Raw genomic sequence first — 25,071 nt, 5'->3', positions numbered from 1 at the left:
AGATGCATTATTATTAATCTCATGTGCTTTTATTGTTATTATTTCTTTTTGTATAGGTAATAAACTTGATCATAGGAGTTATCAAAAAACGATACGCTGTCAATCAGTTCATAATGCTGATATATGCCGTTTGGCTCCATTTCTCCTGCAATGACGTATTCCGTAATTCCTTCATCAATATAGCGCTGCTGCTCATCAAACATTGTGGGAAGAGCAATACCGTTTGTCTGGAAGTATTCACAGGTTGGTACAATGCCGGTTATGGTGTAAAGTCCTACGTCAAGGCATCCAACATTTAAAAGAGTAGTATCGGGAGCTCCAGTGATCTGTGTGGCCATTCTTGTAAGCCAGTGGTCATTTTTGCTTGTCAGAAAATAATCTGTGCTAAGGCAATTATACTTTGCAAATACAACAGATATTGACAGAATCAGAACAGCTGCATTACACCATACTATTTCTTTGTTATGTCTTGGATAGACCTTTTTTTGTATTAATTCAGATAGATAGGCAGCTCCCGGTATTGTAAATACTGTAAGAGGAATAGAGTAGTAAGGTAGTGTTCCTCCCCCGTAGAATATAACCAAAAAGGTTGAAGCATACATAAAAATGTATGCTATTTTTTTTGCGAAATGCTTTTCTAAAAACAGCGCCAATATAAAGGCTGCTATTATCCATATAAAGTATTCCAGATTATCTAGTGTCAGCCAGTATTGCAATTTGGCAAGTTTATAGAATTTATCATAAAGACCTATGGAATTGCCCGTTATATTGCTGTAGAAAAAGAGATTATTGTAAATATAGCATCTGTACCAGTCATCCAGAGCACCGTTAACCCCGAAGTATATTAGCCAAGGAATGATTGGAGTGGCGATTCCCAAAAGAAAGAACAGAGCTTTTTTTAATACTTCAAATAAGCCTTTTTTGGAAATGATAATACATATTGAAATCACGGCAAAAGAGAAGAAAAAGCCCATCATGGTGTATTTTACTAAAGCAACAATTCCTGTTAAAACTCCGATGGTAAAATATGTCTTTGAATCTGATATCAGTTCAGATTCTTTTTCATTTTGCGGATGCATGAAAATATCAAGAATATAAAGAGTATAGGAAAGAGCCGGAAGACAGAACTCTTCAGCAGCGCCGCCCCAATAGAAGCTTCTTGATGAGTATACTGCACAGGCCAGTAAAGGGATAAACACAATAGCTACAGTAGTGCAACTGTGTCTTTTTATAACCTTAAAGGCAAAAAATAAAAAGAGAAATCCGGCTATTATCTCGAAGAAAAATATTCCCAGAAAGCTATTATGACTGAGAAGATACCCGATGCCGTAAAGAAAATAAAGAAAAGGACCTTTCTGATCGTAAAGGTCCCTATAAATAACCAGCCCATTCATCATTCCTTTTCCCATTGTGAAATAGCTGTTCACATCATCCCAGTTATTGTAAGGAAAAAGAAATGATGATCTGGTGGTAAAGGTTAAAACTAAAAAACTTGTAATGATGCACCAAATGGCTTCAAAATGTTTTTTTGCAAAATATCTAAGGTTCATTGAACGTTTATACCTCAAGTTTAATAAGTGCACTTGATGTAAGTGGCTTTAAAAAGTCAAAAGAACAGAAAGTACAAATGATAAATAAAACAATTATAAGAAGTACGAGAAGCATAAGCTTTTTTTCTTTATAGAGCTTTTCGGGCTTTTGGGCAGCAGAGTCATTATCAAGTGACATTGCTGAATAATAAGCAAAAAGCAGGAAAATGAATGGAATACAAAGCAGGTATTCGATTCTATACTTTATAAGAAAAACGCCAAGGCAAAATGTTGATGATAAAGCGTAAAAGATTGATGATGCCAAAAGCTTTTTCTCTGTGTATTTTACGAAAGATTTGCGGTACAAACCTGCAATTTCGGGATTGCCGATCATTCTGTACTCTGAAAATCTCTTGGTAGCCATAAGGTATGCACCGGCCATCCAATAACCAATAAGGATGCTTGAAGGCGGAATGGAATCAGATGTAACTATAAACCATCCCATGAGAAGACGAAGCATATTGTTGATGGATTCGGAAATGACATCGAAATACACTATGTCCTTACTTCTAATCGGCTCTACATTGTAGATTATTCCCATGATTAAAAGAACTGCAGCTGTAATAAGGAAGAGTTTATTAACAAGAAATGAGAGTAAAAGACCAAAAACCGCTAAAATAGCATACTCGACTAAAACCCACTTAAGCTGCATATTCTCTGTAACTACAGGTCTGTTCTTTTTAACCGGATGATATTTATCGTAAGGTGCGTCAAGCCATTCGTTGATTACATAATTGGCACTTGCGATAAAACATGTTCCAAAGAATCCCAAAAGGAGCTTCAACAGGCTAAGCTCAGTAATCCTGATATCTGTCAGCAGCAGGGCTACTGCTATACCCGGCATAATAAAAAATTGTTTGATCCAATGATCTAATCTTGCAATTTTGATGTATTTTTTCATGTCTTCCCCTAACTAATCTTTTTTTATAAATTAACTAAAATATTATAGCATATTGGATTAAAGAATGCTATTATCATACACGGACTTTAAAAATAGTAGTGATATGTAGGGGATGATTTTTTATGTCAATTAAGATAAATAGTTTCATGGGTAAATTCGGATGGGTAGCAAGGAAAAAGTTTCCTATGCTTGCCAGCAGCGCATATCTTAAAATGCAGTTCTTTACCAGAAGCAAGTCGCAAAAGGAGTATTGTGATTACTTCCTTAATGCCAAAGAAATTCCGATGCCCAATGTTGTAAATATAGAGACAATCAACAGATGCAATTCGACTTGTGCCTTCTGCACAGCTAATGTTAACGCTGAATGCAGACCACTGGCAAAAATTTCTGATGAGCTATATAAGAGTATTATCGATCAGCTTGCCGATTGGGGCTACAAAGGACATCTCACTCTTTATGGCAACAATGAACCCTGGCTTGATACTAAGATAGTGGAAAGACATAAATATGCCAGAGAAAAGCTTCCTGACTGCTTTATTTTTATGTCTACAAACGGGCTTATTTTAACTGTTGATAAGCTTAAAGCAGTTGCTCCTTATATTGACCAGCTTATTATTAACAACTATTCAATGGAGATGAAGCTTCACAAGAGTATTCAGGAGGTTTATGACTATGTGACTGCCAATCCTGATGAGTTTAAAAATCTGGATATACAGATTCAGATGAGATATCTTCACGAAGTGCTTACTAACAGAGCCGGAAGTGCCCCAAACAAAAAAGAAACCAGAAAAGTCATAAAGGAAACATGTCTTCTTCCGTTTACAGACATGTGGATCATGCCTAACGGAAAGATGGGACTTTGCTGTTGTGACAATTTTGAAACAACAAACTTTGGCGACCTTACAAAGATCAGCCTTAAAGAAGCATGGGGAAGTGAAGCACTTCAGAAAGTCAGAAGGGATATAGCTGCAGGAAGACAGAATTATCCATTCTGCAAGCACTGCGATTTTATTGATGCAGGATTTAGAATGCATCTTGTTAAGGCTATTTTATCCGGCAATCAGGAAGCTGCCAATAAACTAGGCGGTCATGAACGAATGAAAATCGGTAAAGATGAATAATTATAAAAGACACTATGTACACCCGGCGCGTAGTGTCTTTTTGCTTTATGGAGACAATTCTTATATTATTGACATTGAAAGTAAAAATGTGCTTTAATAGTTTAAATTGCCAAAGTTACAGAGGGGAGTAAAAAAATGAGCGAAGAGAAAAAAATTCCTTATAAAATCTATCTGTCTGAGGATGAAATACCAAAACAGTGGTATAACGTAAGAGCTGACATGAAGAACAAGCCGGCACCGCTTCTTAATCCCGGCACATTACAACCTATGGGATATGAGGATTTAAGACCTGTTTTTTGTGATGAGCTTATAAAGCAGGAACTGGATGATACAACACCTTTCATTGATATTCCGGAAGAGGTTTTGGATTTTTACAAAATGTACAGACCGGCACCTCTTGTAAGAGCATATTTCCTTGAAAAGGCACTTGGCACACCGGCCAAAATTTATTATAAATTTGAGGGAAATAATACAAGTGGAAGTCATAAGCTCAATTCTGCTATAGTTCAGGCTTATTATGCCAAAAAGCAGGGGCTTAAAGGTGTTACAACAGAAACCGGAGCAGGCCAGTGGGGAACAGCTTTGTCTATGGCATCTGCTTATTTTGGAATTGATTGTAAAGTCTATATGGTTAAGGTTTCATATGAGCAGAAACCATTTAGGCGTGAGGTAATGCGTACATATGGAGCGTCAGTAACTCCATCACCTTCAATGGATACAGAGGTTGGACGCAAAATCAATGCTGAACATCCCGGCACAACAGGAAGTCTTGGGTGTGCAATATCAGAGGCAGTTGAAGTAGCTACAAAGACAGAAGGCTACAGATATGTTCTTGGAAGTGTTCTTAATCAGGTACTTTTACATCAGACAGTAATTGGTCTTGAAGCAAAACAAGCTCTTGAGAAGTATGGAGAAACTCCTGATATTATCATCGGATGTGCAGGAGGCGGCTCAAACCTTGGCGGACTTATTTCACCATTTATGGGAGAGAAGCTTCGCGGAGAAAAGGATTATAGAATTATTGCCGTAGAGCCTGCAAGCTGCCCAAGCTTTACCAGAGGTAAATTTGCTTACGATTTCTGTGACACAGGAATGGTATGTCCGCTTGCCAAAATGTATACTCTTGGATCTAATTTTATTCCATCGGCCAACCACGCCGGAGGACTTCGTTATCATGGCATGAGCCCTATACTTTCACAGCTCTATCATGATGGATATATGGAAGCTGTATCGGTTGAACAGACTTCTGTATTTGAAGCAGCACAGCAATTTGCACGTGTTGAGGGAATTCTTCCTGCTCCGGAGAGCAGCCACGCAATCAGAGTAGCTATCGATGAGGCACTTAAGTGCAAAGAGACAGGAGAGGAAAAGACAATTCTCTTTGGTCTTACAGGAACGGGATACTTTGATATGGTTGCATATCAGAAATTCAATGATGGTGTCATGATGGATTACATTCCAACTGATGATGAGCTTCAAAAGAGCTTTGAAAAACTTCCTAAAATTGATCTTTAATTGATAATTTAGTGCCAAAGGTAAATCTTTTGGCACTTGTTTATGAAAAAATAATGATGAGGACTTAACTATGAATATTGTTTGCTTGGATTTAGAAGGTGTACTTGTTCCCGAAATTTGGATTGCTTTTTCTAAAGCATCGGGGATTCCTGAATTAAAAAAGACAACACGAGATGAACCTGATTACGATAAGCTCATGAGATGGCGCCTTGGAGTTTTAAAGGAACATGGTCTCGGACTTAAAGAAATACAGGATACAATTGCCACGATTGATCCGCTTCCGGGAGCTAAAGAGTTTTTGGATGAATTAAGAAGTCTGACACAGGTTATCATCATAAGTGATACTTTTACACAGTTTGCAACTCCGCTTATGAAAAAGCTGGGATGGCCAACTATTTTTTGTAATTCGCTTGAAGTAGCTCCAAATGGTGAGATTACAGGATTTAAAATGAGAATTGAGAATTCAAAGCTTACCACTGTAAAAGCTTTACAGTCTATTGGTTACGATACAATTGCAAGTGGTGACAGCTACAATGATCTGGCAATGATTGAAGCAAGTAAAGCGGGCTTTTTGTTCAGAACAACAGATAAGATAAAAGCCGATTATCCGCATTTAAAAGCATTTGAAGAATACAACGAGCTTCTTGACGCTATTAAAGAGCATCTTACATAAAGGAAATATCTGCTACACTAAACCAAATATAACCTTACTGAGTGTACAGATGTTGTTCATTTAAGACTATACAAAATTCGTTAAGCACACTAAAAAAGTACCTCCACCGGGATCATGCCACAGTGGAGGTGCTTTATTTTTTTTCTGTAAGTTTATTCATTTATTACCAGCTCCTTTTAAACTTATATCGGAATAAAAATCTAATTGTTTATAGAGAAACTTAAAAAAAAGTTAATAGTTTACAAAATGCATATATAAACATTAAAAAAATATTAAAAATACGTGCAAAATAATCAAATTTCCGGTTTGGGATATATAATATATTTACGTATATTAATACGTGATAATACGGCAATAGTAGATGGTTCATTCTTATGGAGGCGTGTCATGGCTAAGGAAGGAAAAAATACGACAAACATCAGATTAAAAGACAGTATCAAGACAAGGCTTATTGTTGCAATGCTTTTGGTTACTATAGTTCCGCTTACTGTAGCAACTGTGGTGAGTTATGTTACATCAACGAGTAAAGCTAAAGCAGATGCTATCGAGTCACTTGAGTGGCAGGCGTGGTATATGGAAGATATCTTTACCAAGATTATCGATAAAAATGTATCTGCCATGAAAACTTTGGCATCTGCACCATCGACAATCACTTACTTGCAGGACCCCGATGCCGGAACAATTCCGGATGAAGTAATGCTGGGTTCAATGAATGCAATTGATGAATATCTTGCGGATGATAGCGCTACAGTTATTACATCAAAAACCGGTATGCAGGTTTTAAGAACTTTTGGCGACTGTGTTGATGTGTCAGAGAGGGAGTATTTTAAGCAGGCTATGTCCGGAACTCCTATTTATGTATCAGATGTAATCACAAGTAAGTCAACAGGATCAAGGCAGATAACAATTGCAATTCCTGTTTATGATAATGAAACAGGAGAGATACTTGGATGTGTTCAGAGAAACTATGACATGGTTAAGCTCCATGAGATTCTTGCATCGGAGTTTGAGGATGCATACGTAGCTGACAGAACAGGTATGGTAGCGGCTCATTCTCAGTACATCATCGGTCAGGATGTTGATGAAGAAGACAGGTCAGGTTCTTACTGGTATACGGCTTCTGAATCAGAAGGGTATTATGAGTCCAATACCGGCAAAGGGTATACAGCTTATGTTGCCTTTGTAAAAGAGCCAAATACGAACTTTACGGTATGTGTCGCTGCAAAATCAAATGCTGTCATGGCTGAAGCAAGAAAATCTGCGACTATTGTTATTATTATCGGTGTAATTCTTATAGCTATTGCCGCTGTGATTTCATTTATGATGGCAAACAACTTTACGGAACCGATAAAAGGAATCAGTAAGAGCCTCCAGGTACTTAAAGATGGACGATTTGAAAAAGTAGATAAATATGATAAGAGAAAAGATGAATTCGGTGAAATAAGCAGAGATACCAACTCAGTTATAGACACACTTTCGGAGATTGTTTCAAACATTAAAGAATCTGCTGCTGAAGTAGGAAAATCTTCAGGGGAACTTTCTGATATGGCGAATCAGATATCCCAGACTGCGGAAGATGTTTCCAATGCTGTTCAGGAAATAGCAACAGGCGCAACTCAACAGGCTGATGAAATTCAGCATGCATCAGAAAATGTCGGAAGAATCGGAGACGCAGTAGGAGATGTGCAAAGTTCAACGGGATCACTTTCTGAACTTGCAGGTAAGATGAAGGAAGCTTCGGAAGTATCCAGTAAGTCTCTTGCGGATCTTCAGAATTCATCCAATGAGATGACTGAAAAGATAGATGAAATATCACAAACTATTCAGGCTACTCAGGCAGCTGTTAACAATATCAGTGATAAGGTAGAAGGTATTACAAACATCGCAACCCAGACAAATCTTCTTTCACTTAATGCCAGCATCGAGGCAGCAAGGGCAGGAGAAGCAGGTAAAGGATTTGCTGTTGTTGCCGAGGAAATCGGAAAACTTGCAGAAGATTCCAAGTCTATGGCTGATGAAATCAGAAAAGAGATGGATATTCTCCTTGAGCAGGCACAGGCAGCTGTTGGAGCAGCTGAAGATGTAAGACAGGGCAACAACGACCAGCAACTTGCCCTTGGCGAGACACTTGATGCAGTAAACGGAATGCTGGAGGATATAGGCAGCACAGTCAGTGGCGTTAAGCTTATTTCTGAAGGAGCCGAGACATGTGACTCTTCAAAGAATGCTGTAGTGGATACTATGAGCGCTCTTTCTGCCATTTCTGAGGAAAATGCAGCTTCCTCAGAGGAAACAGGAGCTTCAATGCAGGAACTTTCAGCTACAGTTACAACCTTGGCGGGATCTGCAAACGAATTAAAAGAAATAGCAGATAAGCTTAATGAAGAGATGAAGTTCTTTAAGTCATAAGAAAAGGGAACAATTATTTAAGGGGAAATCGCTGGAGGAGACAATTATAATTTTATATAAGTATTCTTTGGAGGTTTGTTATGGCAAAGGAAAAGAAAGTAAAAAATCCTGCAGGGATAAGTTTCAAGGACAGTATTAAGACAAAACTGATCACAGTAATGCTACTTGTAGCAGCAATTCCACTTATTGTTGCTGTTATTGTAAGCTACATTACCTCAACCACTAAAGCAAAAAATGATGCAATTGATGTTTTGGAAGCAAGAGGCAAATATGTGGAGGCTAAGTTTTCTGAAATAGTATCCCAGAATATTATAGCTTTACAGACTTTTGCAGGAGCTCCGAGTACTATAACATATTTGCAGACCTATAATTCTCCTGATGCTCCAATACCAACTGAAGTTGTTTTGGCTCAGATGGATGCCATAAATACAAACATTGATGATGGTAATGTAAGTGTTATTCTTTCACTGGCTTCCGGTGAACAGCTTATAAGAGCAGATAGAAATGCTCTTGCAAATATCGCGGACAGAGCATATTTCCAGCAAGCTGTATCCACCAAAAAACCTGCTGTATCAGATATTGTTGTAAGTAAATCCGCAGGAAACAGGATAACAATTATCTGCGTTCCTATTTTTGATGATGTTACAGGCGAGGTAATTGGAACAATACAGAGAAGCTTTGATCTTAACAACCTTCATGATTTCCTTGCTGAAAATATTTCTGATGGATATATTACAGATACAACCGGTATGATGGCTGCACATGCTCAGTTTGAAATAACTACTGAAGATGAGTATGACATGAGTTCTTCTCCTTTCATGACTGCTTCAACTTCTAGTGGTTTTTATGAGCAAAAATTCAGTGGAAACAATACTTTTATTTCATGGATCAAAGAACCTGTAACAGGCTACTATGTTGCAGTTGCAGCACAGGAATCTGAAGTTATGGCTGAAGCTATTCGCTCAGCTTTGATTGTAGTCATTATAGGAATTATATTAGTAATAGTTGCAATAGTCATTTCCTTCATGATGGCAAAGAGCTTTACAGAACCAGTAGAGGCTGTTGGAAAATCATTACAGGCTCTTTCTGATGGACGTTTTGTTAAAGTTGAGAGATTTGATTCAAGGAAAGATGAGTTTGGTGCAATTTCAAAGGCAACAAACGCTGTAATAACCAAGCTTGATGACATTGTGGCAAATATAAAAGCTTCTGCAGAGGATGTTGGAGTATCATCTACAGAACTTTCAGATATGGCTAATCAGATTTCACAGACCGCAGAAGACGTATCAAATGCTGTACAGGAAATAGCATCCGGAGCTACCCAGCAGGCTGATGAAATTCAGAGTGCTTCTGAAAATGTTGGAAGGATTGGCGAAGCAGTTGGTGATGTTCAAAGATCAACAGATGACTTGTCCGGAATTACAGAGAAGATGAAAGAAGCGTCTGAAATTTCAAGTAAGTCTTTGGCAGACCTTCAGAATTCTTCCAATGAGATGACAGAGAAGATTGATGAAATATCACAGACAATTCAGGCTACACAGCAGGCTGTTAATAACATCAGCGAAAAGGTAGAAGGCATCACATCAATTGCAACCCAGACAAACCTTCTTTCTCTTAATGCTTCTATCGAAGCAGCAAGAGCAGGAGAAGCAGGAAAAGGATTTGCGGTTGTTGCAGAAGAAATCGGAAAACTTGCTGAAGATTCCAAGACCATGGCAGATGATATCAGAAAGGAGATGGATATCCTTCTTGAACAGGCACAGGCAGCTGTTGGAGCGGCAGAAGATGTAAGACAGGGCAATAATGACCAGCAGATAGCTCTCGGAGAAACACTTGATGCAGTTAACGGAATGCTTGAGGATATTGGAAGTACAGTTGGTGGTGTTCAGCTTATTTCCCGTGGAGCAGATACATGTGACACTTCAAAGAATGCAGTAGTAGACACCATGAGTGCTCTTTCGGCTATATCTGAAGAGAATGCCGCTTCTTCGGAAGAAACAGGAGCTTCCATGCAGGAACTCTCGGCAACTGTTACGACACTTGCCAGCTCTGCTAACGGACTTAAAGAAATTGCAGATAAGCTTAATGAAGAGATGAAGTTCTTTAAATCATAAGTAAATAGTTTCACAATACAAAAATAATCTGCCTCATTTCCCTTCAGGCCAATTTGTGATGGGGAATGAGGCTTTTATTTTCAGCGGTTATTAACTCATTAAATTATTATAAATAATATGCTCAAATACTATTATTTATGGTGCAGAGTTATATAATTTATGTACGTAATATCGTAAATGCACATTCTGTTGATGGAGGTTATTATGGCAAAGATAGAAGAAACATCCGGAATACCAAAGATGGATTGGAAAAATAGTGTTAAGACAAGTCTTATATTGACTATGTCCCTGCTTGTGGCTATTCCTCTTATGATTGCTATTGCTGTCAGTTATCAAAGCTCTATATCAAAAAGTGTTGAGGATGCAGAGTATATCAATTCTAAACAGGCGCAGATAGTAGAGGATGCTTTTAAAACAGAGTTAGAGCAACAGATAAGGACTCTTGAAGGCGTTGCGGACAACCCGTTTACTATTGACTATATCAAAAATGAAAGTGCAAGAAATGACGAATATATGATTGCATTTTTAACTCAGGTCAATAAGACATATGCGGATGGCAATGCAATTGTTTTTTCGGATTCCACCGGACAGCAGCTTGCAAGAGATGATGGGAATAACCTTTCAAATATTGCTGACAGAGACTATTTTAAAAATGCCATTTCCGGTAAGACTTATGTTTCAGATGTGTTGATCTCAAAGGCTACGGGATCCAGGATCATCATACCGGCAGTTCCGATTTATGATTATGGATATTCAACGCCTATAGGAGTTGCACAAAGAAGCTATGACCTTTCTAATCTGCATGATCTTTTAAAGGAAAACATTTCTTCCAGTCAGCGTGCATTTATCACTGATAGAAACGGAATAGTGATTGCACACTCAGATTATGAGATATCTGCGGAAGACGCAGAAGATAACAGAAGTGACAGGGACTTTTTCAAGATGGCTCAAAGTAGTACATCAGGCACCTATCTCACAGGCTCCGGAAGTGATAAGCAGATAGTATCTTTTCAGCAGGAAGCAACTACAGGATGGATAGTTGTTGTTTCGTCAAATTATAAGGCTACACTTGCTTCAGCTCAAAGGAGCGCAACATTTATAGTCATTATGGGAGTTATAATGGTAATAATAGCCATCCTTGCTTCCTTTAGAATGGCTAAGTCCTTTACAGGACCTCTTAATGAAGTTAATAAGGCTCTTCATCATCTTTCAGAAGGAGAGTTTGTTCCGATTGATAAGTTCCAGGGAAGAAAAGATGAATTTGGAGATATGATCACCAATACCAATTCTGTTTTGGATGTTCTTGGCGGAATTGTTAAAAATATCAAAGAGTCTGCGCTTTCTGTACATGAGTCTTCTGTTGAACTTGCTGACGCAGCAAGCCAGATCTCACAGACTGCAGATGATGTTTCTAATGCAGTTCAGGAAATTGCATCAGGCGCAACACAGCAGGCAGATGAGATCCAAAGTGTTACAGAGAGTGTCGGTGATATTGACGTTGCTACAGGAAATGTTCAGACAAGTACTGATGAGCTTTCAAACATTGCAAACAGAATGCAGGAGGTAAGTACAGAGTCTGCCCAGTCTCTTGCTGATCTTCAGGAGAGCAGCAGGAATATGAGTGATAATATTATTCAGATTTCTGAAAAGATTGGAGCAACAAGTAAAGCAGTTGAAAACATTAACGAAAAGGTTGAGGGAATTGCTTCAATTGCAACTCAGACGAATCTTCTTTCTCTTAATGCTTCTATAGAGGCTGCAAGAGCAGGAGAGGCAGGAAAAGGCTTTGCGGTTGTTGCAGAAGAAATTGGTAAACTTGCCGACGATTCCAGACAGATGGCTGATGATATCAGAAAAGAGATGGATGTTCTTTTGGCAGAGTCTCAGGCAGCTGTTGGAATGGCAGCTGAAGTTCAAAAAGGTAATGATGAGCAGCAGTCTGTTCTTGGAGCAACAGTTCAGAGTGTAAATGCAATGATAGACGATATTTCTTCAACGGTAGTAAGTGTAAAGAGTATTGAAAAAGATGCAGGAACCTGTGTAAGTGCCAAAAATGTTGTATCAGATGCAATGAGCTCTTTGTCAGCAATTTCTGAAGAAAACGCGGCTTCATCAGAAGAAACCGGGGCATCAATGCAGGAGCTTTCCGCTACAGTTACAACTTTGTCTGCTTCAGCAGGATCGCTGAAAGATATTGCGGATAAGCTAAGTGCCGACATGGAATTCTTTAAATGATAATCTGAATAAGTATAAATGACTCCCTCAGAGGCTTTATGCCTTTGGGGGATTTTTTATGTTATAATATGATTGTATTTACATCTACAGATTAACGGATTGACAACAATAAGGGGGATTATGAATACTTTAGTAAAAAGAATCATTGCAGGTGGAGCAGGGCTTGCTGTTCTTATTGGTGGTGTAGTCTATGTAGCATATCCGGACGGTGTGGATGTGTGGGAAGTATCAAAACTTGATATAAACGCAAGTATAGATACTGTAGGAACTATAGAAGCGGACGACATTGTGACCATATATGCACCTGTTTCGGGAAAAGTAAGTGCTATACCTGTAAGGGTAAATGAATTGGTAAAAAGCGGAAGTGTTCTTGCTTCCTATGATCTGACCTCATTCGAGGAGGACTATCAAAAAGCTTCACTTAATTCAGAATATTATGAGGATGGATACAACGCTGCAGTTGCTGAAAATGATAAAAACAAGGCAAAGGCAGCAAAGGCATCTTCATCTGCAGATGCTCTAAAAAGCCAATATATTTTTGTTGAAGAAAACAGAGATGATATTAGTATTGCGCAAAATAAGAAGAGCAATTATATTCAGTCTACCATGAAAGGAATAGAAGGCGCTATTAGTAACATGGAGACTAATATGCAGGTTGAGTCGGCAAAGCTTGAAACTGCTTCAAGTACATATGCTGATTTAAGTGGGAAACTTTTAGAGGCTCAGGCGGAAATATCAGGATTAAGCAGTCAGATATCAAGTATTGAGAGCCAGATAAAGTCAAATGCTGAAGCCTATGATGCTATAAAAGATGATGAATCAAAGACAGAAGAAGCAGAGGCTTTAAAGGAACTAAATCAAAAACTCTCAGAGACACTGGTGGAACTACAAAGTAGTCAGGCAAGTGCAAATTCAAAATACAGCAAATTAAAAGACGCTGTAAATGAAGCCTCTGACACGAAAGACAGTGTACAGTCTTCAGTTAATTCTATTAAGGATAATATCACGAGCAGCAGGGATGCGCTTTCATCTCTTCCTGTTGACAATCTGACTACGGAACAATATGCACTTTACTTAGAACTTACAAGGCAGCTGGATATCATTGAAAAAGAATGGAACAAACAAATTACAGAAAAGCAGACGTCTGAAGAAAAAATTGTAAATGAATATCAGATAAAGCAGTATGAGGATTCCATGGAAATGGCCCGGATAGATGTTGATAAAGCTTTAAGTAATTTGTCTAAATCCAAGGAAGGTGTAAAAACTACTGTTAACGGGACGATTATTTCAAAAATGATAGATGCTGGAGCGACAGTTTCCGAAGGAGAAGCTCTTTTTACTATTCAGCCTGACAGTGGATATAAGGTTGCTGTAATGATTTCGAAATACGATATTGGAAGTGTGGAAATAGGACAAAGTGCAGACGTGGTAGTAAGCGGAGAGACATATACGGCAACAGTTGAAACTATAGCACCAATTGCAACAAATGATTCAGCAGGAAAACCAAGAGTAAAAGTTGAACTTTTGTTTGATGAAGATGTTAAGCCAACAATTGGTCTTGAAGCAGAGGTCAGGATAAATACAGGGGATGCAAAAGATGCGCTTAGTATTCCTGAAAAATCAGTTTACACAGATGATGAGGGTTCTTTTGTCTATGTGCTTGAAAAGGGAAAGGCCAAGAGGGCAAATGTGGAGACGGGGCTTAAAGGCAATGGATACTATCAGGTTTTAAGCGGACTATCGGAAGGCGTAAAAGTAATTGAATCGCCATTAACGGAGGAAGACATTGGAACAAGATTTGTCGAGAACTAATGATAATTTGCTGATTAAATTTGAAAACGTTGGAAAGATATACCAAACTGGCCAGATCACTTACGAGGCACTAAAAAATGTAAATCTGGAAGTTTACGAGGGAGAGCTTGTGGTACTTCTTGGCCCCAGTGGAGCTGGAAAAAGCACCCTGCTTAATCTTTTGGGCGGACTTGATGGTGCCAGTAGCGGAAACATATTTTTTGCAGGAGAAAATATTGCAGAATTTGATGACAAGCGCCTTGGACAATTCAGGGCAAAAGATGTTGGAATCATATTTCAGTTTTATAATTTAGTTCCCACACTTACGGCCATAGAAAACGTTGATATTATAAGAGAACTGGGAGTCGAGATAATGGACCCCTTAAAGGCGCTTGAGATGGTGGGGCTTGCTGATAGGAAAGACAATTTTCCTGCGCAGTTATCGGGAGGTCAGCAGCAGAGAATATCTATAGCAAGAGCCATAGTTAAAAGACCAAGACTTCTTTTGTGTGATGAACCTACAGGTGCGCTTGATACAGGTACCAGCCGGGAAGTTTTAAAACTTTTACAGGATCAGAGCAGAGTACATAAAAAGACTGTTGTAATGGTAACCCATAACAATCTTTTTGCGGATATAGCAGATAAAGTGGTTTATGTGAAAAATGGAACTGTTGTTGATGTTGTGCATAATGATAATCCGAAAGATGCATTTGAACTTGATTGGTAAAACTATCTTTATATATGAGTAAAAATCTTAGAAAAAAACTATTAAGGGATATTAGGCAGAATTTTGTTCAGTTTGCAGCAATTTTTATTATGTGCTTTCTGAGCATGTTTGTAATGCAGGCTTTTGACTCAGATACGACAGCTATAGAAAAATATGTCGATAAGTACTACAAAGACACTAACTTTCTTGACATGTATATCACTTCCTTAAATGGCTTTACATCTGAAGATCTTATCAGGATAAAAAAGATAAATGGGGTAAAAAATGCTGAACTTAGAAGTACGCAGATTGGAAAGATAAGGCTCTTTGGAACCGAAAAAAAGCTTGAATTTAATTTCATTGAAGAAAATGAAATCTCTAAGATGGTACTTTGTGATGGCACTCCTTTTGAAAGAGGAAGCGCAGGAATCTGGATTGATAATGATTTTGCCAAAAGACAGGGGATAGCAGTTGGAGATGTACTTGATCTGAATTTGGATGGAATTGAGTTTTATGAGACTGTAAAAGGAATCATATTAAATCCTGAATATATGTATTTTTTGATTGATGAGACTTATACGGAGCCTGATATAGGAGCCTACGGATATGCATATTTAGCTGATAATGAATATCCGGGCGAGAATCTTTTATATGACAGAATAGTTATTGATGCAAAAGATGTTAACAATCAGTTTGATTTAGACGACACAGATAAGGCTCTGCTTTCAGGGCTAAGGGAATCTATCAGGGATAATTTAAGTATTTCCGGTGTTGAGTTTGTGTATAAGCAGAATCAATCAGGATTTGACGCTATAAAGGGGGACCTGGAGTCAAATAATACATTGGAGACGATTTTTCCAGCCCTTTTTATTTTGATAGCTCTTTTGGGAATCATGACTACAATGACACGACTTGTTACCAAACAAAGAACTGTTATTGGTACATTTAAAGCCATTGGATTTGGTCAGATGGCCATCTATGTTCACTATATGTCATATCCTGTTCTAATTTCCGTTATGGGGTCAATTCTTGGAGCGGCAGCAGGCTGGTGGACTCTTGGGAAGTATATCCATGTTTCAATGCTTGATTATTATTCCCTTCCTGAGTTTGAAATGGATGTATCTTACAAAATAGTGCTGACGATAGTGATCATTTCAGTTATGGCAGCTGTTACTGATTACTTTTCCTGCAAGAAGCTTCTTTCCCAGCAGGCATCAACGATACTTAGATCTGAAGCTCCCTCTGCCACAGGAGCAGGTCTTTTGGAAAAAAGCAGAATATGGAAAAAGCTTAGCTTTGCTACCAGATGGAATATAAGAGATATTAACAGAAATCGTCTCAGGACACTTGCAGCAATAATAGGAATAACGTTATGTTCACAGCTGACGCTTACTGCATTTGGTGCTAATGAACTTTGGAAAAGAACTGAAAGCTGGGAGTACAACGAGCTTACACCGGCGCTATATACCATTGGATTTTCATCAGACACAGATTACGAGACGGTTACTGACTACGCGCATAGGTACAATGGTCAAATGGTCATGAGTATGCAGACAGAAATATATGGAAATGGTGATGGATTCCAGCTTTTAGAAATCACTGTTCTTGATGAAGGGAATTTATGTAGATTTCAGAATGAGCAAGGAGAATACATTAGTTTGCCGGGGAATGGTATTGCCATAAGTGCAAAAGCCGCAGAAAGGCTTGAGGTTAAAGTTGGAGATTTTGTCAGATTCAAGGTGCCGGGACAGAAGAACGACTATGAGGGGCGCGTTGTAACTCTTTACAAGACGCCTGGATCTCAAGGAATATCAATGACAAGAGGGTACTATGAGAGCCTTAATCTAAAGTTTTTGCCAAATACTATTTATACTAATGTTACTGTTCCTGAGTCATATGTAAATACCAGAGAAGAAGTTGTCAGTGTTTTTTCAAAAGATGCTTATATAGAGTCTCTTAGAGCAAATTCAGCCCGAGTGGATGTTGAAGTTATATATATGATGGTGGTTGCCGTGATAATCGGCGTAGTAGTTATGTATAATCTGGGAGTTATGTCCTTTATAGAAAAGGCAAGAGAAATTGCAACACTTAAAGTTCTTGGATTTTCAACAAATAAAATACGTTGGATTCTGCAACAACAGAACATTACAGTAACAGGAATTGGCACGATTTTAGGAATAGTCATTGGCTACCGGACTCTGGGATTTTTGATGGGCCAGCTTGATGCGGATTCTGATTTTATCATTAAGCTAAGTCCTATACCTGCTATAGTTGCATTTGTCGTTACATTTTTGCTATCGCTTATTGTAAATGGGCTTATTTCTTCAAAGGTAAAAGATATAAATATGGTCGAAGCCTTAAAGGGTGTTGAATAAAGGGTGTAAAAATGCTCCAAAGCCTTGTATAATTAGTTGTATTTTTTTATACGGGAGGATGGAGCATTTTTTATGAAGTGTAGTAATTGCGGGAACGAAATTAAGCCTGTTCATGGGCATTGCAGTGTTTGCGGAGCGCCGATATTAGAAGAGATAGATTATAATAATGTGCCGGCTTATACACCGGATATTTTCGGCCAAAAGCAGGAACATAAAAAAGTAACAGTAAAAAGTAATGAAAAAAGGATTAAAGAAAAAAAGCAAAATACCCAAATAAATAAAAAGCTCATTGCCGGAATGGCAGCCTTTGCTATTATCTTTGGAATCGTATGTAATCTGGGGCTATTTGTAGAAAAAGATGGGCAAAATCCAAATACAGGAAATAGCGGTTCTGAATCATATTCATCAATTGATACCGATGTGTACAGGGAAGAAGCAACAAAGCTTATGGTAGTGGACGGTGTGATTTATAATAATGCAGGAAAGAGCCTTGAAGGAATGTATCCGGAGGATAGTTTTTCTTATCCGTTTTCCTACAATATTGATCATTCTGCAGGTGTGCTGATAGACGCTAAAGACACTGCCGTTTATGTAACAGCTGATTTAAAAACTATTCCCGTAGAAGATGATGCCTTAAGAGCTGAAACGTCTCTTTTTGGAGATAATATGTATGTAATCTCCTACGATGAAGGAGAATACTATATTTATATTGTGGATGCCAAAAACAATAAGAAGTATCTGATCGATAAAGATATAGCTTCTATTGCTGTTATTTCTACGGATGGTAGTAAAGTTGCCTACCTTAAGTACACAAGTGATTTTAGAAAGAAAAGTCTGTATGTAGCCGGAATAGATATGAAGCCGCAATTAATTGTTGAAGGTGTATATGATGTTCGAGCTGTTTCTAATGACGGGGGGACCGTATTTTATCAAGAAATTGATGATGAATTTGAAACTCACGAGTTTGTATGGAATAATGGGAAATCGATAGAATTTTCAAATAATCGTCCGGGATATTTTATTTTTAACAGAGATTGTTCAGAAGCTATTTTTAGGGATTCGGAATCAAATTACTATTATAAAGCGGGCATGGATGAGGCTTATTCCTTTGACTGTGGTTCCTTCTACAGAATAATTATGGATGTAAAAAAGGAAAGAGCAACAGGTCATCAGTATGATGGATTTGTTTATGACACAGATAGTTTTGCCGGAGGCATTTTTTACGACAGTGAATATGATACATATCTTTTGAATGAGGATTACTCTATCACTAAGCTTGGACATGACTTTTATGGCATCGTGGGTCATGCAAGGCGTGATGACAGAGACATATATTATGTCATGGATGAGAAAAATTTCATAAGATATGATGTAGATAGTAGTGGTAATATGGAGAGCAGAACGCTTCTTAATGATGTGACCATGGAAAATATAGCTATGAATGATGATGGTTCTAAGGTTTGGTGTCTGTATTATGGCATAGGCGGTACGATATCTAGCATGCTGGATGAGGATGGTACAGAAACTATACTAAATCAGGATTATAATGGCGTAAACATTGATTCTATTGTTTGGGACACCGATTCTCAGAAACTATATTACTGCGATAGTGATAATAAATTACGAGCATTGTCAGATGATGGAACAGTAGAAGAAATATCAGATAAATGTGAGAGCCTTATGACAGGTTATTATGAGTATCCTGATAATGTAATGTATACCGGTTTAAATAACAGGCAATATGTCTCTGTGTTTGGAAATTTTATAATGCTTCAGGATTAAAAGTAAATCCCACAGGCTTTGCAACCTGTGGGATTATTTCTTTTATTAGGCTTTGAGATCTTTTCCTGTAAGAAGCTTATAAGCTTCAAGGTATTTGGCAATAGTCTTATCAATAACTTCTGTCGGAAGATTGTAATCACAATCAGGGTTAGCTTTTAAGTAGTTACGAACAAACTGCTTATCAAATGAAGGCTGATCATGACCTTCTTCATAACCTTCAACTGGCCAGAATCTTGAACTGTCAGGAGTGAGCATTTCATCGGCGAGAACAACTTCGCTATTTTCATCGATACCAAACTCAAACTTTGTATCAGCGATTATGATGCCGCGAGTGAGAGCGTAGTCAGCGCATTTTTTGTAAAGAGCAATTGTGTAATCTCTGATCTTTGTAGCATATTCTCTGCCGTGTCCCGGGAATGCTTTCTCAAGTACTTCAATACTTCTCTCAAAATCGATGTTCTCATCGTGATCACCAATCTCAGCCTTTGTACTTGGTGTATAAATAGGTTCAGGAAGCTTACCGCATTCCTTTAATCCTTCAGGAAGCTTGATTCCGCAAACTGTTCCATTTTCTTTATATGATACCCAGCCACTACCTGTTATATAACCACGTACAATACATTCAACAGGGATCATAGTGAGCTTTTTGCAAAGCATGCTGTTTCCCTTGAACTGTGGAGCACTGAAGAATTCAGGCATATCATTGTTATCTACGCTGATCATGTGGTTTCTTACGATATCCTTGGTGTAATCAAACCAAAAACGTGACATCTGGGTGAGAACAGTACCTTTTTTCTCAACTTTGTTTTTTAAGATTACGTCAAATGCGGAAATTCTGTCTGTTGCTACCATGATCAGGTTTTCACCTATGTCGTAGATTTCACGTACTTTTCCTTCTTTTACTGGGGTAAACTGCTGCATAATTTGCTCCTCCTATAAACTTATAAGTGTATTAATATCGGGATCTGTTGATCCGGATAATTACGTGGTTATATATTGAATGGTTTAGGAACTGTAGTAAAAGCTTGGTTAATTTAGCTACAGCTTTTGGGATGGTAATCAGTCATCCTCTTCCTCATCAGCGGCAGTATTATATACTGTACGCTTTCTTGCCATTTCATCATTTTCAAGGTACTCGTCATAAGTAGAACGTTTATCGATAAGAGATCCATCGGGAAGAATCTCCATAATCCTGTTAGCTGTTGTCTGCACAACCTGATGGTCACGGCAGGCAAAAAGTTCAACGCCCGGGAACTTGATCATTCCGTCATTAAGAGCGGAAATCGATTCCATATCAAGGTGGTTGGTTGGTTCATCAAAGATAAGACAGTTGGCTCCGCTTATCATCATCTTGGACAAGAGACATCTTACTTTTTCTCCTCCGGAAAGAACTTTAACTTTTTTAACTCCGTCTTCACCGGCAAAGAGCATTCTTCCAAGGAAGCCTCTTACGTAAGTAGCATCTTTAATCTCTGAATAACCTGTAAGCCATTCTGTAATGGTGTAGTCGTTGTCAAATTCTTTTGTATTGTCCTTAGGGAAGTAAGCCTGAGATGTTGTTACACCCCATTTATAAGTTCCTGCATCTGGTTCAAGCTCACCTGTAAGGATCTGGAAGAGAGTAGTCTTTGCAAGCTCGTTACCGCCTACAAAAGCAACCTTGTCGTCTCTCTGGATAACAAAAGAAATATTGTCGAGAACTTTTTCTCCGTTAATTGTCTTGGAGAGGCCGTCTACAGTAAGAACTTCGTTACCGATCTCTCTGTTTGGTCTGAAATCAATGTAAGGATATTTTCTGCTTGAAGGCTTGATAGTATCAAGCTCGATCTTTTCAAGAGCTTTCTTTCTGGATGTAGCCTGCTTACTCTTACTTGCGTTAGCAGAGAAACGGGCGATGAACTCTTTGAGCTCTTTGATCTGTTCTTCCTTCTTTTTGTTAGCTTCTTTCATCTGGCGGATCATGAGCTGTGATGACTCATACCAGAAGTCGTAGTTACCGGCATAGAGCTGAATCTTGCCATAATCTATATCAGCAATATAAGTACAAACCTTATTGAGGAAGTAACGGTCATGGGATACAACAATGACAGTATTCTCAAAATTGATAAGGAACTCTTCAAGCCATGCAATAGCATCAAGGTCCAGATGGTTGGTAGGCTCATCCAGAAGGAGAATATCAGGATTACCAAAGAGGGCTCTTGCAAGAAGAACCTTGACCTTCTGTGCACCATCAAGCTCTTTCATAAGCTTGTAGTGGAATTCTGACTCAATTCCAAGTCCGTTCAGAAGACTCTCCGCATCAGATTCAGCTTCCCATCCGTTAAGTTCAGCAAATTCAGCTTCAAGTTCGCTGGCTCTGATACCATCTTCGTCTGTGAAATCTTCCTTGGCATAGATGGCATCTTTTTCATTTTTTATCTCAAAGAGACGGGCATTACCTGCAATTACTGTATCAAGAACAACGTTCTCATCATATTTAAAGTGGTCCTGTTCAAGGAATGAAAGACGCTCGCCATCAGAAATAACAACATCACCATTTGTTGTCTCTATCTGACCTGACAAGATCTTGAGAAATGTTGACTTACCGGCACCGTTTGCTCCGATAATTCCGTAGCAGTTGCCTGGTGTAAATTTAATATTAACATCTTCAAAAAGAGCTTTTTTACCTACTCTGAGTGTTACGTTATTTGCACTTATCATTTACAAAATAGCCTTTCTAAAAAACAAAAATATACCTTTGCAACAGTTCGTATTATATGAGAATCTACTATAAAATGCAATCGAAAAATGATGAATAAATATCAAGCATCTGCTTGGCGGCAATATTGTGAAAAAGCATAGCAGATTCTATATTGACTATAAGGATATCGAAAGATATAATTATATACAAAAGTATATTAAAGTATATGAAATACAGGATGATAATATCTTTTTGTATCCATGATACACGTATGGGACTAATGGAGGGCACTTACATGACAATAAAGCAGATGAGAGAAATTAAGGAAAAAAGAGGATATAGTTATGCACAACTTTCAGAGTATACGGGAGTTCCGGCAATAACTCTACAGAAAATTTTTTCTGGAAAGACCAAATCACCAAGAGTTGCAACGCTAAATGCTATTGAGAAGGTGCTTGGTGGAGCTGAAGAGCAGTTTCAGGGCAAGGCCTTTGAATATGGAAAAAGCGGTTATTCTACCGGTGATGATCATGGCAATATTTTAAGGGAAGAGGAGCCTGTATTTGGAAATCCCGATGGAATTAAATATGGTAATCCTGGGAAAAGACAGGGCGAATTTACGCTTGATGATTATTATGCATTGCCTGATGAACAGAGGGTTGAACTCATCGACGGCGTTTTTTACGATATGTCTGCTCCCAGGGTTGTTCATCAGGATATATCATATGTGATACATTCAGCAATTGCAGACTATATTAAAAAGAATAAAGGCAAATGCAAAGCTTTTTCTGCTCCTGTGGATGTTCAGATTGATTGTGACGACAAGACCATGGTACAGCCGGATGTTTTGGTAATTTGTGACAGGGAAAAGATAAAAGGATTTGGAATATATGGTGCTCCTGATTTTTTGGTTGAAATACTTTCTAAGTCCACCAGAAAAAAAGATATGACAATTAAACTTACAAAATATAGTGAAGCCGGGGTAAGGGAGTATTGGATAGTTGATCCTCACAAACGTATGCTGATTATATATAACTTTATGGAAGAGGACTTTATGCCTGTTATGATGCCTTTAAAGGGTGAGGCACCGGTGGCTATATATGACGGAAAATTGAAAATCAGTCTGGACGAGATAGCAGCATCCATAGATGAGTTTGGAGAGTAAACTTCTAAAAATGGGCGAAAATGCGCAACAATGTTAGTTAATTTAGTTTATATTCTGTCAGAGAAAAAGTAGTATATTTGTGTGGCATTAACACATATATCAGGAACAATAGCGGAATTAAAGGTATTTTGCTATAGTTCTTTACCTTTTGAAAGGATAAGAGAGCTGCACATTATGAGTAGAGAAACTGAAAATGTATTGGATATGAATATTAAGGATACTGACACCTGGAAAGCGCTTAATAATGGCGGATGGACAAATAGGAGGTTGAAAGAAGGCTATAAGTGCGAGGACTTTAAGAGAGCCATTGCTGTAAAAAAAGTCGATGTTTCTGAATTTGGAACTTACAGAGTAGATTTAGAATTTATGGCAAAAGATAATATCAGGGATATGTCACTTTTTGCAGGCAGAAGGAATATGGTTTCCCGGGGAATAAACCTAGCCAAGGGCGAAAAGTATAAAAAGAGCTTTTACATTGCCGTTACTCCATATATTCCGGCGTTATCAGCAAAGAGGTATGATGACAAGACTATATATGTAAGCTTTACTCATGCTGATATTGTTGAGCTTTGCGATATAAAGGTGGTTAAAGAGGAAGTGCCTGTTATCTGGGTAGCCGGTGACTCTACACTTACTGATCAGAATGCCGGGATACCGTATTATCCATATGGAAGCTGCGCGGGCTGGGCTCAGATGCTTCTTGGATATACAGGTAAAGGTGCTGTCTGCAATCTGGCTCATTCGGGAATGACAACCAATTGTTTTAGGGATGATGGACATTTTGATATAGCAAAAGAGATGATAAAGAAGGGGGACTTTTTTATCATACAGTTTGGACATAATGACCAAAAGAGAAGAAATCTAAAGGCTTTTGAAGGCTATAAAGAAAATCTGAAAAGGTATGCCTGTGAAGTAAGAGAACTTGGTGCAAAGCCTGTAATTTGTTCACCCATAAGCCGTAATTCTGATTTTTCTCTTTTAAAACCATACAGAGATGCCTGCCTTGAAGCAGCCAAGGAGCTGGATATTCCATTTATTGATCTTCATGATTTCACCTTTGAAAAATGGCAGGAATTTGGAGAAAATGCAAAAGATTATTTTATTCCCGGGGATATTACACATACCAATGAGTATGGTGCGATGCTTATTGCAGATTATTTTGTAAAAGAAATTCTTAAGGAAAAAACTTTGGAATCAGCCTCATGTGGCTACTCTGAATGTTTAGATGGAGTGTTTGGAAGGCAGATATTTATAGATGATGATTGTAATGAATATTCAATAGAACAGGCAGAAAAAGAACTTCCAAAAGAATATTCGGGACCTGATATTTTCAGTATTGAACCTCCATATGTTGATATAACAGATATTCCAGATAGTGAGGGAGTAAAAAAGGCATATAATTACGGACTATTAGATCCTTGTGTAATGTATCTTCATCCATATGCTGTTATGCCAAGAGCACAGCTTCTCATGGTTATGTTCAAGGCATTCAGAATGGCAGGAAAGCGTCCTTATGAAAAAAAGTTTTCAGACATAAATGAATATGATTGGGATGCCGGATATGTTCAGGCGCTTATTGATGAAGAACTTATAGATGATGCAACAATAGCGGAAGAAAAGGTTACAGGCAAGCTTATGTTCAGACCGGATGATCCCCTTAAGTATGATGAATTTATCAGTTTTCTTGTGAGATTTTTAGAAAAAGATATAGAAAAAAGAAAGAAACTGTCAATGGCGGAATGTCTGAAAAAAGCGGATGAACTAAAATTGCTAGGGGATAAGGAACATAGTAAAGAGTATAAACAAAGCTTTGGCATGGTAAAGACTGTTTTAGAGAAAGAAAAGTATGAAGTAGCAAAAGGGGATAACATTTCAAGAGCTGAAGTTTATGCCGGGCTGTCCCGTTTTATGGATATAGCAGGTGGTATAGAAAGTGATTTGCCATCAGGCCTTGATATTCATCCGGTTCACTAATGTAAAATTGTGTCCTATATGTAAAAAATTGTACCTAAACA

Annotated in this window: 16 protein-coding genes; 12 read left to right on the top strand and 4 right to left on the bottom strand. The window is 38.1% G+C overall.

Annotated elements, in window-relative coordinates; genetic code table 11:
• Positions 1 to 38: 38 nt before the first annotated feature.
• Both J6O61_RS04830 and J6O61_RS04825 read right to left on the bottom strand, forming a co-directional pair.
• Complete coding sequence (locus tag J6O61_RS04830) at positions 39 to 1,550, bottom strand: glycosyltransferase family 39 protein (protein WP_292210276.1); 1,512 nt, start codon at positions 1,548 to 1,550, stop codon at positions 39 to 41.
• 7 nt (positions 1,551 to 1,557) lie between these two features.
• Complete coding sequence (locus tag J6O61_RS04825) at positions 1,558 to 2,490, bottom strand: UbiA prenyltransferase family protein (RefSeq protein WP_292210273.1); 933 nt, start codon at positions 2,488 to 2,490, stop codon at positions 1,558 to 1,560.
• A gap of 122 nt (positions 2,491 to 2,612) precedes the next feature.
• Here J6O61_RS04825 and J6O61_RS04820 point away from each other — a divergent pair, with 122 nt between their 5' ends.
• From J6O61_RS04820 to J6O61_RS04775, 10 genes are all read left to right on the top strand, one after another.
• Positions 2,613 to 3,611 (top strand): radical SAM/SPASM domain-containing protein, encoded by a 999-nt coding sequence (locus J6O61_RS04820; RefSeq protein WP_292210270.1) that lies wholly within the window; start codon positions 2,613 to 2,615, stop codon positions 3,609 to 3,611.
• Positions 3,612 to 3,746: 135 nt separating this feature from the next.
• Positions 3,747 to 5,126, top strand: a complete 1,380-nt coding sequence (locus J6O61_RS04815; protein WP_292210266.1) for a TrpB-like pyridoxal phosphate-dependent enzyme — start codon at positions 3,747 to 3,749, stop codon at positions 5,124 to 5,126.
• A gap of 70 nt (positions 5,127 to 5,196) precedes the next feature.
• Positions 5,197 to 5,799 (top strand): bifunctional phosphoserine phosphatase/homoserine phosphotransferase ThrH, encoded by a 603-nt coding sequence (gene thrH / locus J6O61_RS04810; protein WP_292210263.1) that lies wholly within the window; start codon positions 5,197 to 5,199, stop codon positions 5,797 to 5,799.
• Between the two features lie 387 nt (positions 5,800 to 6,186).
• A complete protein-coding gene (locus J6O61_RS04805; protein WP_292210260.1) occupies positions 6,187 to 8,208 on the top strand; it encodes a methyl-accepting chemotaxis protein in 2,022 nt (673 codons plus the stop codon).
• Positions 8,209 to 8,288: 80 nt separating this feature from the next.
• Entirely contained in the window at positions 8,289 to 10,322 is a 2,034-nt protein-coding gene (locus J6O61_RS04800; protein WP_292210257.1) for a methyl-accepting chemotaxis protein, read from the top strand.
• A gap of 204 nt (positions 10,323 to 10,526) precedes the next feature.
• Positions 10,527 to 12,557, top strand: coding sequence for a methyl-accepting chemotaxis protein (locus J6O61_RS04795; RefSeq protein ID WP_292210255.1), 2,031 nt, complete (start codon positions 10,527 to 10,529; stop codon positions 12,555 to 12,557).
• 120 nt (positions 12,558 to 12,677) lie between these two features.
• The gene (locus J6O61_RS04790; protein WP_292210252.1) at positions 12,678 to 14,369 is read left to right on the top strand and encodes an HlyD family efflux transporter periplasmic adaptor subunit; all 1,692 of its coding nucleotides are present in this window, start codon (positions 12,678 to 12,680) and stop codon (positions 14,367 to 14,369) included.
• Entirely contained in the window at positions 14,344 to 15,075 is a 732-nt protein-coding gene (locus tag J6O61_RS04785) for an ABC transporter ATP-binding protein (RefSeq protein ID WP_292195565.1), read from the top strand. The genes J6O61_RS04790 and J6O61_RS04785 overlap by 26 nt, the downstream gene beginning before the upstream one ends.
• Positions 15,076 to 15,089: 14 nt before the next feature.
• Entirely contained in the window at positions 15,090 to 17,429 is a 2,340-nt protein-coding gene (locus J6O61_RS04780) for an ABC transporter permease (protein ID WP_292210250.1), read from the top strand.
• A gap of 72 nt (positions 17,430 to 17,501) precedes the next feature.
• A complete protein-coding gene (locus J6O61_RS04775; RefSeq protein WP_292210248.1) occupies positions 17,502 to 19,211 on the top strand; it encodes a hypothetical protein in 1,710 nt (569 codons plus the stop codon).
• Between the two features lie 45 nt (positions 19,212 to 19,256).
• On the opposite strand, the gene J6O61_RS04770 is transcribed toward J6O61_RS04775, so the two are convergent.
• Both J6O61_RS04770 and J6O61_RS04765 read right to left on the bottom strand, forming a co-directional pair.
• Positions 19,257 to 20,132, bottom strand: coding sequence for a phosphoribosylaminoimidazolesuccinocarboxamide synthase (locus J6O61_RS04770; RefSeq protein ID WP_292210245.1), 876 nt, complete (start codon positions 20,130 to 20,132; stop codon positions 19,257 to 19,259).
• A gap of 138 nt (positions 20,133 to 20,270) precedes the next feature.
• Positions 20,271 to 21,911, bottom strand: coding sequence for an ABC-F family ATP-binding cassette domain-containing protein (locus tag J6O61_RS04765; protein ID WP_292195559.1), 1,641 nt, complete (start codon positions 21,909 to 21,911; stop codon positions 20,271 to 20,273).
• Positions 21,912 to 22,186: 275 nt separating this feature from the next.
• On the opposite strand from J6O61_RS04765, the gene J6O61_RS04760 reads away from it, so the two are divergent.
• Positions 22,187 to 23,056 carry a Uma2 family endonuclease gene (locus J6O61_RS04760; protein ID WP_292210242.1) on the top strand — a complete coding sequence of 290 codons (870 nt, stop codon included), beginning with the start codon at positions 22,187 to 22,189 and terminating at the stop codon, positions 23,054 to 23,056.
• A gap of 174 nt (positions 23,057 to 23,230) precedes the next feature.
• On the top strand, positions 23,231 to 25,030 hold the full coding sequence (locus J6O61_RS04755; RefSeq protein ID WP_292210239.1) for a GDSL-type esterase/lipase family protein: 1,800 nt from the start codon (positions 23,231 to 23,233) through the stop codon (positions 25,028 to 25,030).
• Positions 25,031 to 25,071: the final 41 nt, after the last annotated feature.

Source organism: Butyrivibrio sp. (genome assembly GCF_017635265.1).
Taxonomy (GTDB): domain Bacteria; phylum Bacillota; class Clostridia; order Lachnospirales; family Lachnospiraceae; genus Butyrivibrio.
This window is presented reverse-complemented; position numbering and strand designations above follow the sequence as displayed.

What these genes read in the sequence shown, in the direction of transcription:
- J6O61_RS04830 (WP_292210276.1), bottom strand. Translation starts at nt 1,550, where the DNA reads ATGAACCTTAGATATTTTGCAAAAAAACATTTTGAAGCCATTTGGTGC.
- J6O61_RS04825 (WP_292210273.1), bottom strand. Translation starts at nt 2,490, where the DNA reads ATGAAAAAATACATCAAAATTGCAAGATTAGATCATTGGATCAAACAA.
- J6O61_RS04820 (WP_292210270.1), top strand. Translation starts at nt 2,613, where the DNA reads ATGTCAATTAAGATAAATAGTTTCATGGGTAAATTCGGATGGGTAGCA.
- J6O61_RS04815 (WP_292210266.1), top strand. Translation starts at nt 3,747, where the DNA reads ATGAGCGAAGAGAAAAAAATTCCTTATAAAATCTATCTGTCTGAGGAT.
- thrH (WP_292210263.1), top strand. Translation starts at nt 5,197, where the DNA reads ATGAATATTGTTTGCTTGGATTTAGAAGGTGTACTTGTTCCCGAAATT.
- J6O61_RS04805 (WP_292210260.1), top strand. Translation starts at nt 6,187, where the DNA reads ATGGCTAAGGAAGGAAAAAATACGACAAACATCAGATTAAAAGACAGT.
- J6O61_RS04800 (WP_292210257.1), top strand. Translation starts at nt 8,289, where the DNA reads ATGGCAAAGGAAAAGAAAGTAAAAAATCCTGCAGGGATAAGTTTCAAG.
- J6O61_RS04795 (WP_292210255.1), top strand. Translation starts at nt 10,527, where the DNA reads ATGGCAAAGATAGAAGAAACATCCGGAATACCAAAGATGGATTGGAAA.
- J6O61_RS04790 (WP_292210252.1), top strand. Translation starts at nt 12,678, where the DNA reads ATGAATACTTTAGTAAAAAGAATCATTGCAGGTGGAGCAGGGCTTGCT.
- J6O61_RS04780 (WP_292210250.1), top strand. Translation starts at nt 15,090, where the DNA reads ATGAGTAAAAATCTTAGAAAAAAACTATTAAGGGATATTAGGCAGAAT.
- J6O61_RS04775 (WP_292210248.1), top strand. Translation starts at nt 17,502, where the DNA reads ATGAAGTGTAGTAATTGCGGGAACGAAATTAAGCCTGTTCATGGGCAT.
- J6O61_RS04770 (WP_292210245.1), bottom strand. Translation starts at nt 20,132, where the DNA reads ATGCAGCAGTTTACCCCAGTAAAAGAAGGAAAAGTACGTGAAATCTAC.
- J6O61_RS04765 (WP_292195559.1), bottom strand. Translation starts at nt 21,911, where the DNA reads ATGATAAGTGCAAATAACGTAACACTCAGAGTAGGTAAAAAAGCTCTT.
- J6O61_RS04760 (WP_292210242.1), top strand. Translation starts at nt 22,187, where the DNA reads ATGACAATAAAGCAGATGAGAGAAATTAAGGAAAAAAGAGGATATAGT.
- J6O61_RS04755 (WP_292210239.1), top strand. Translation starts at nt 23,231, where the DNA reads ATGAGTAGAGAAACTGAAAATGTATTGGATATGAATATTAAGGATACT.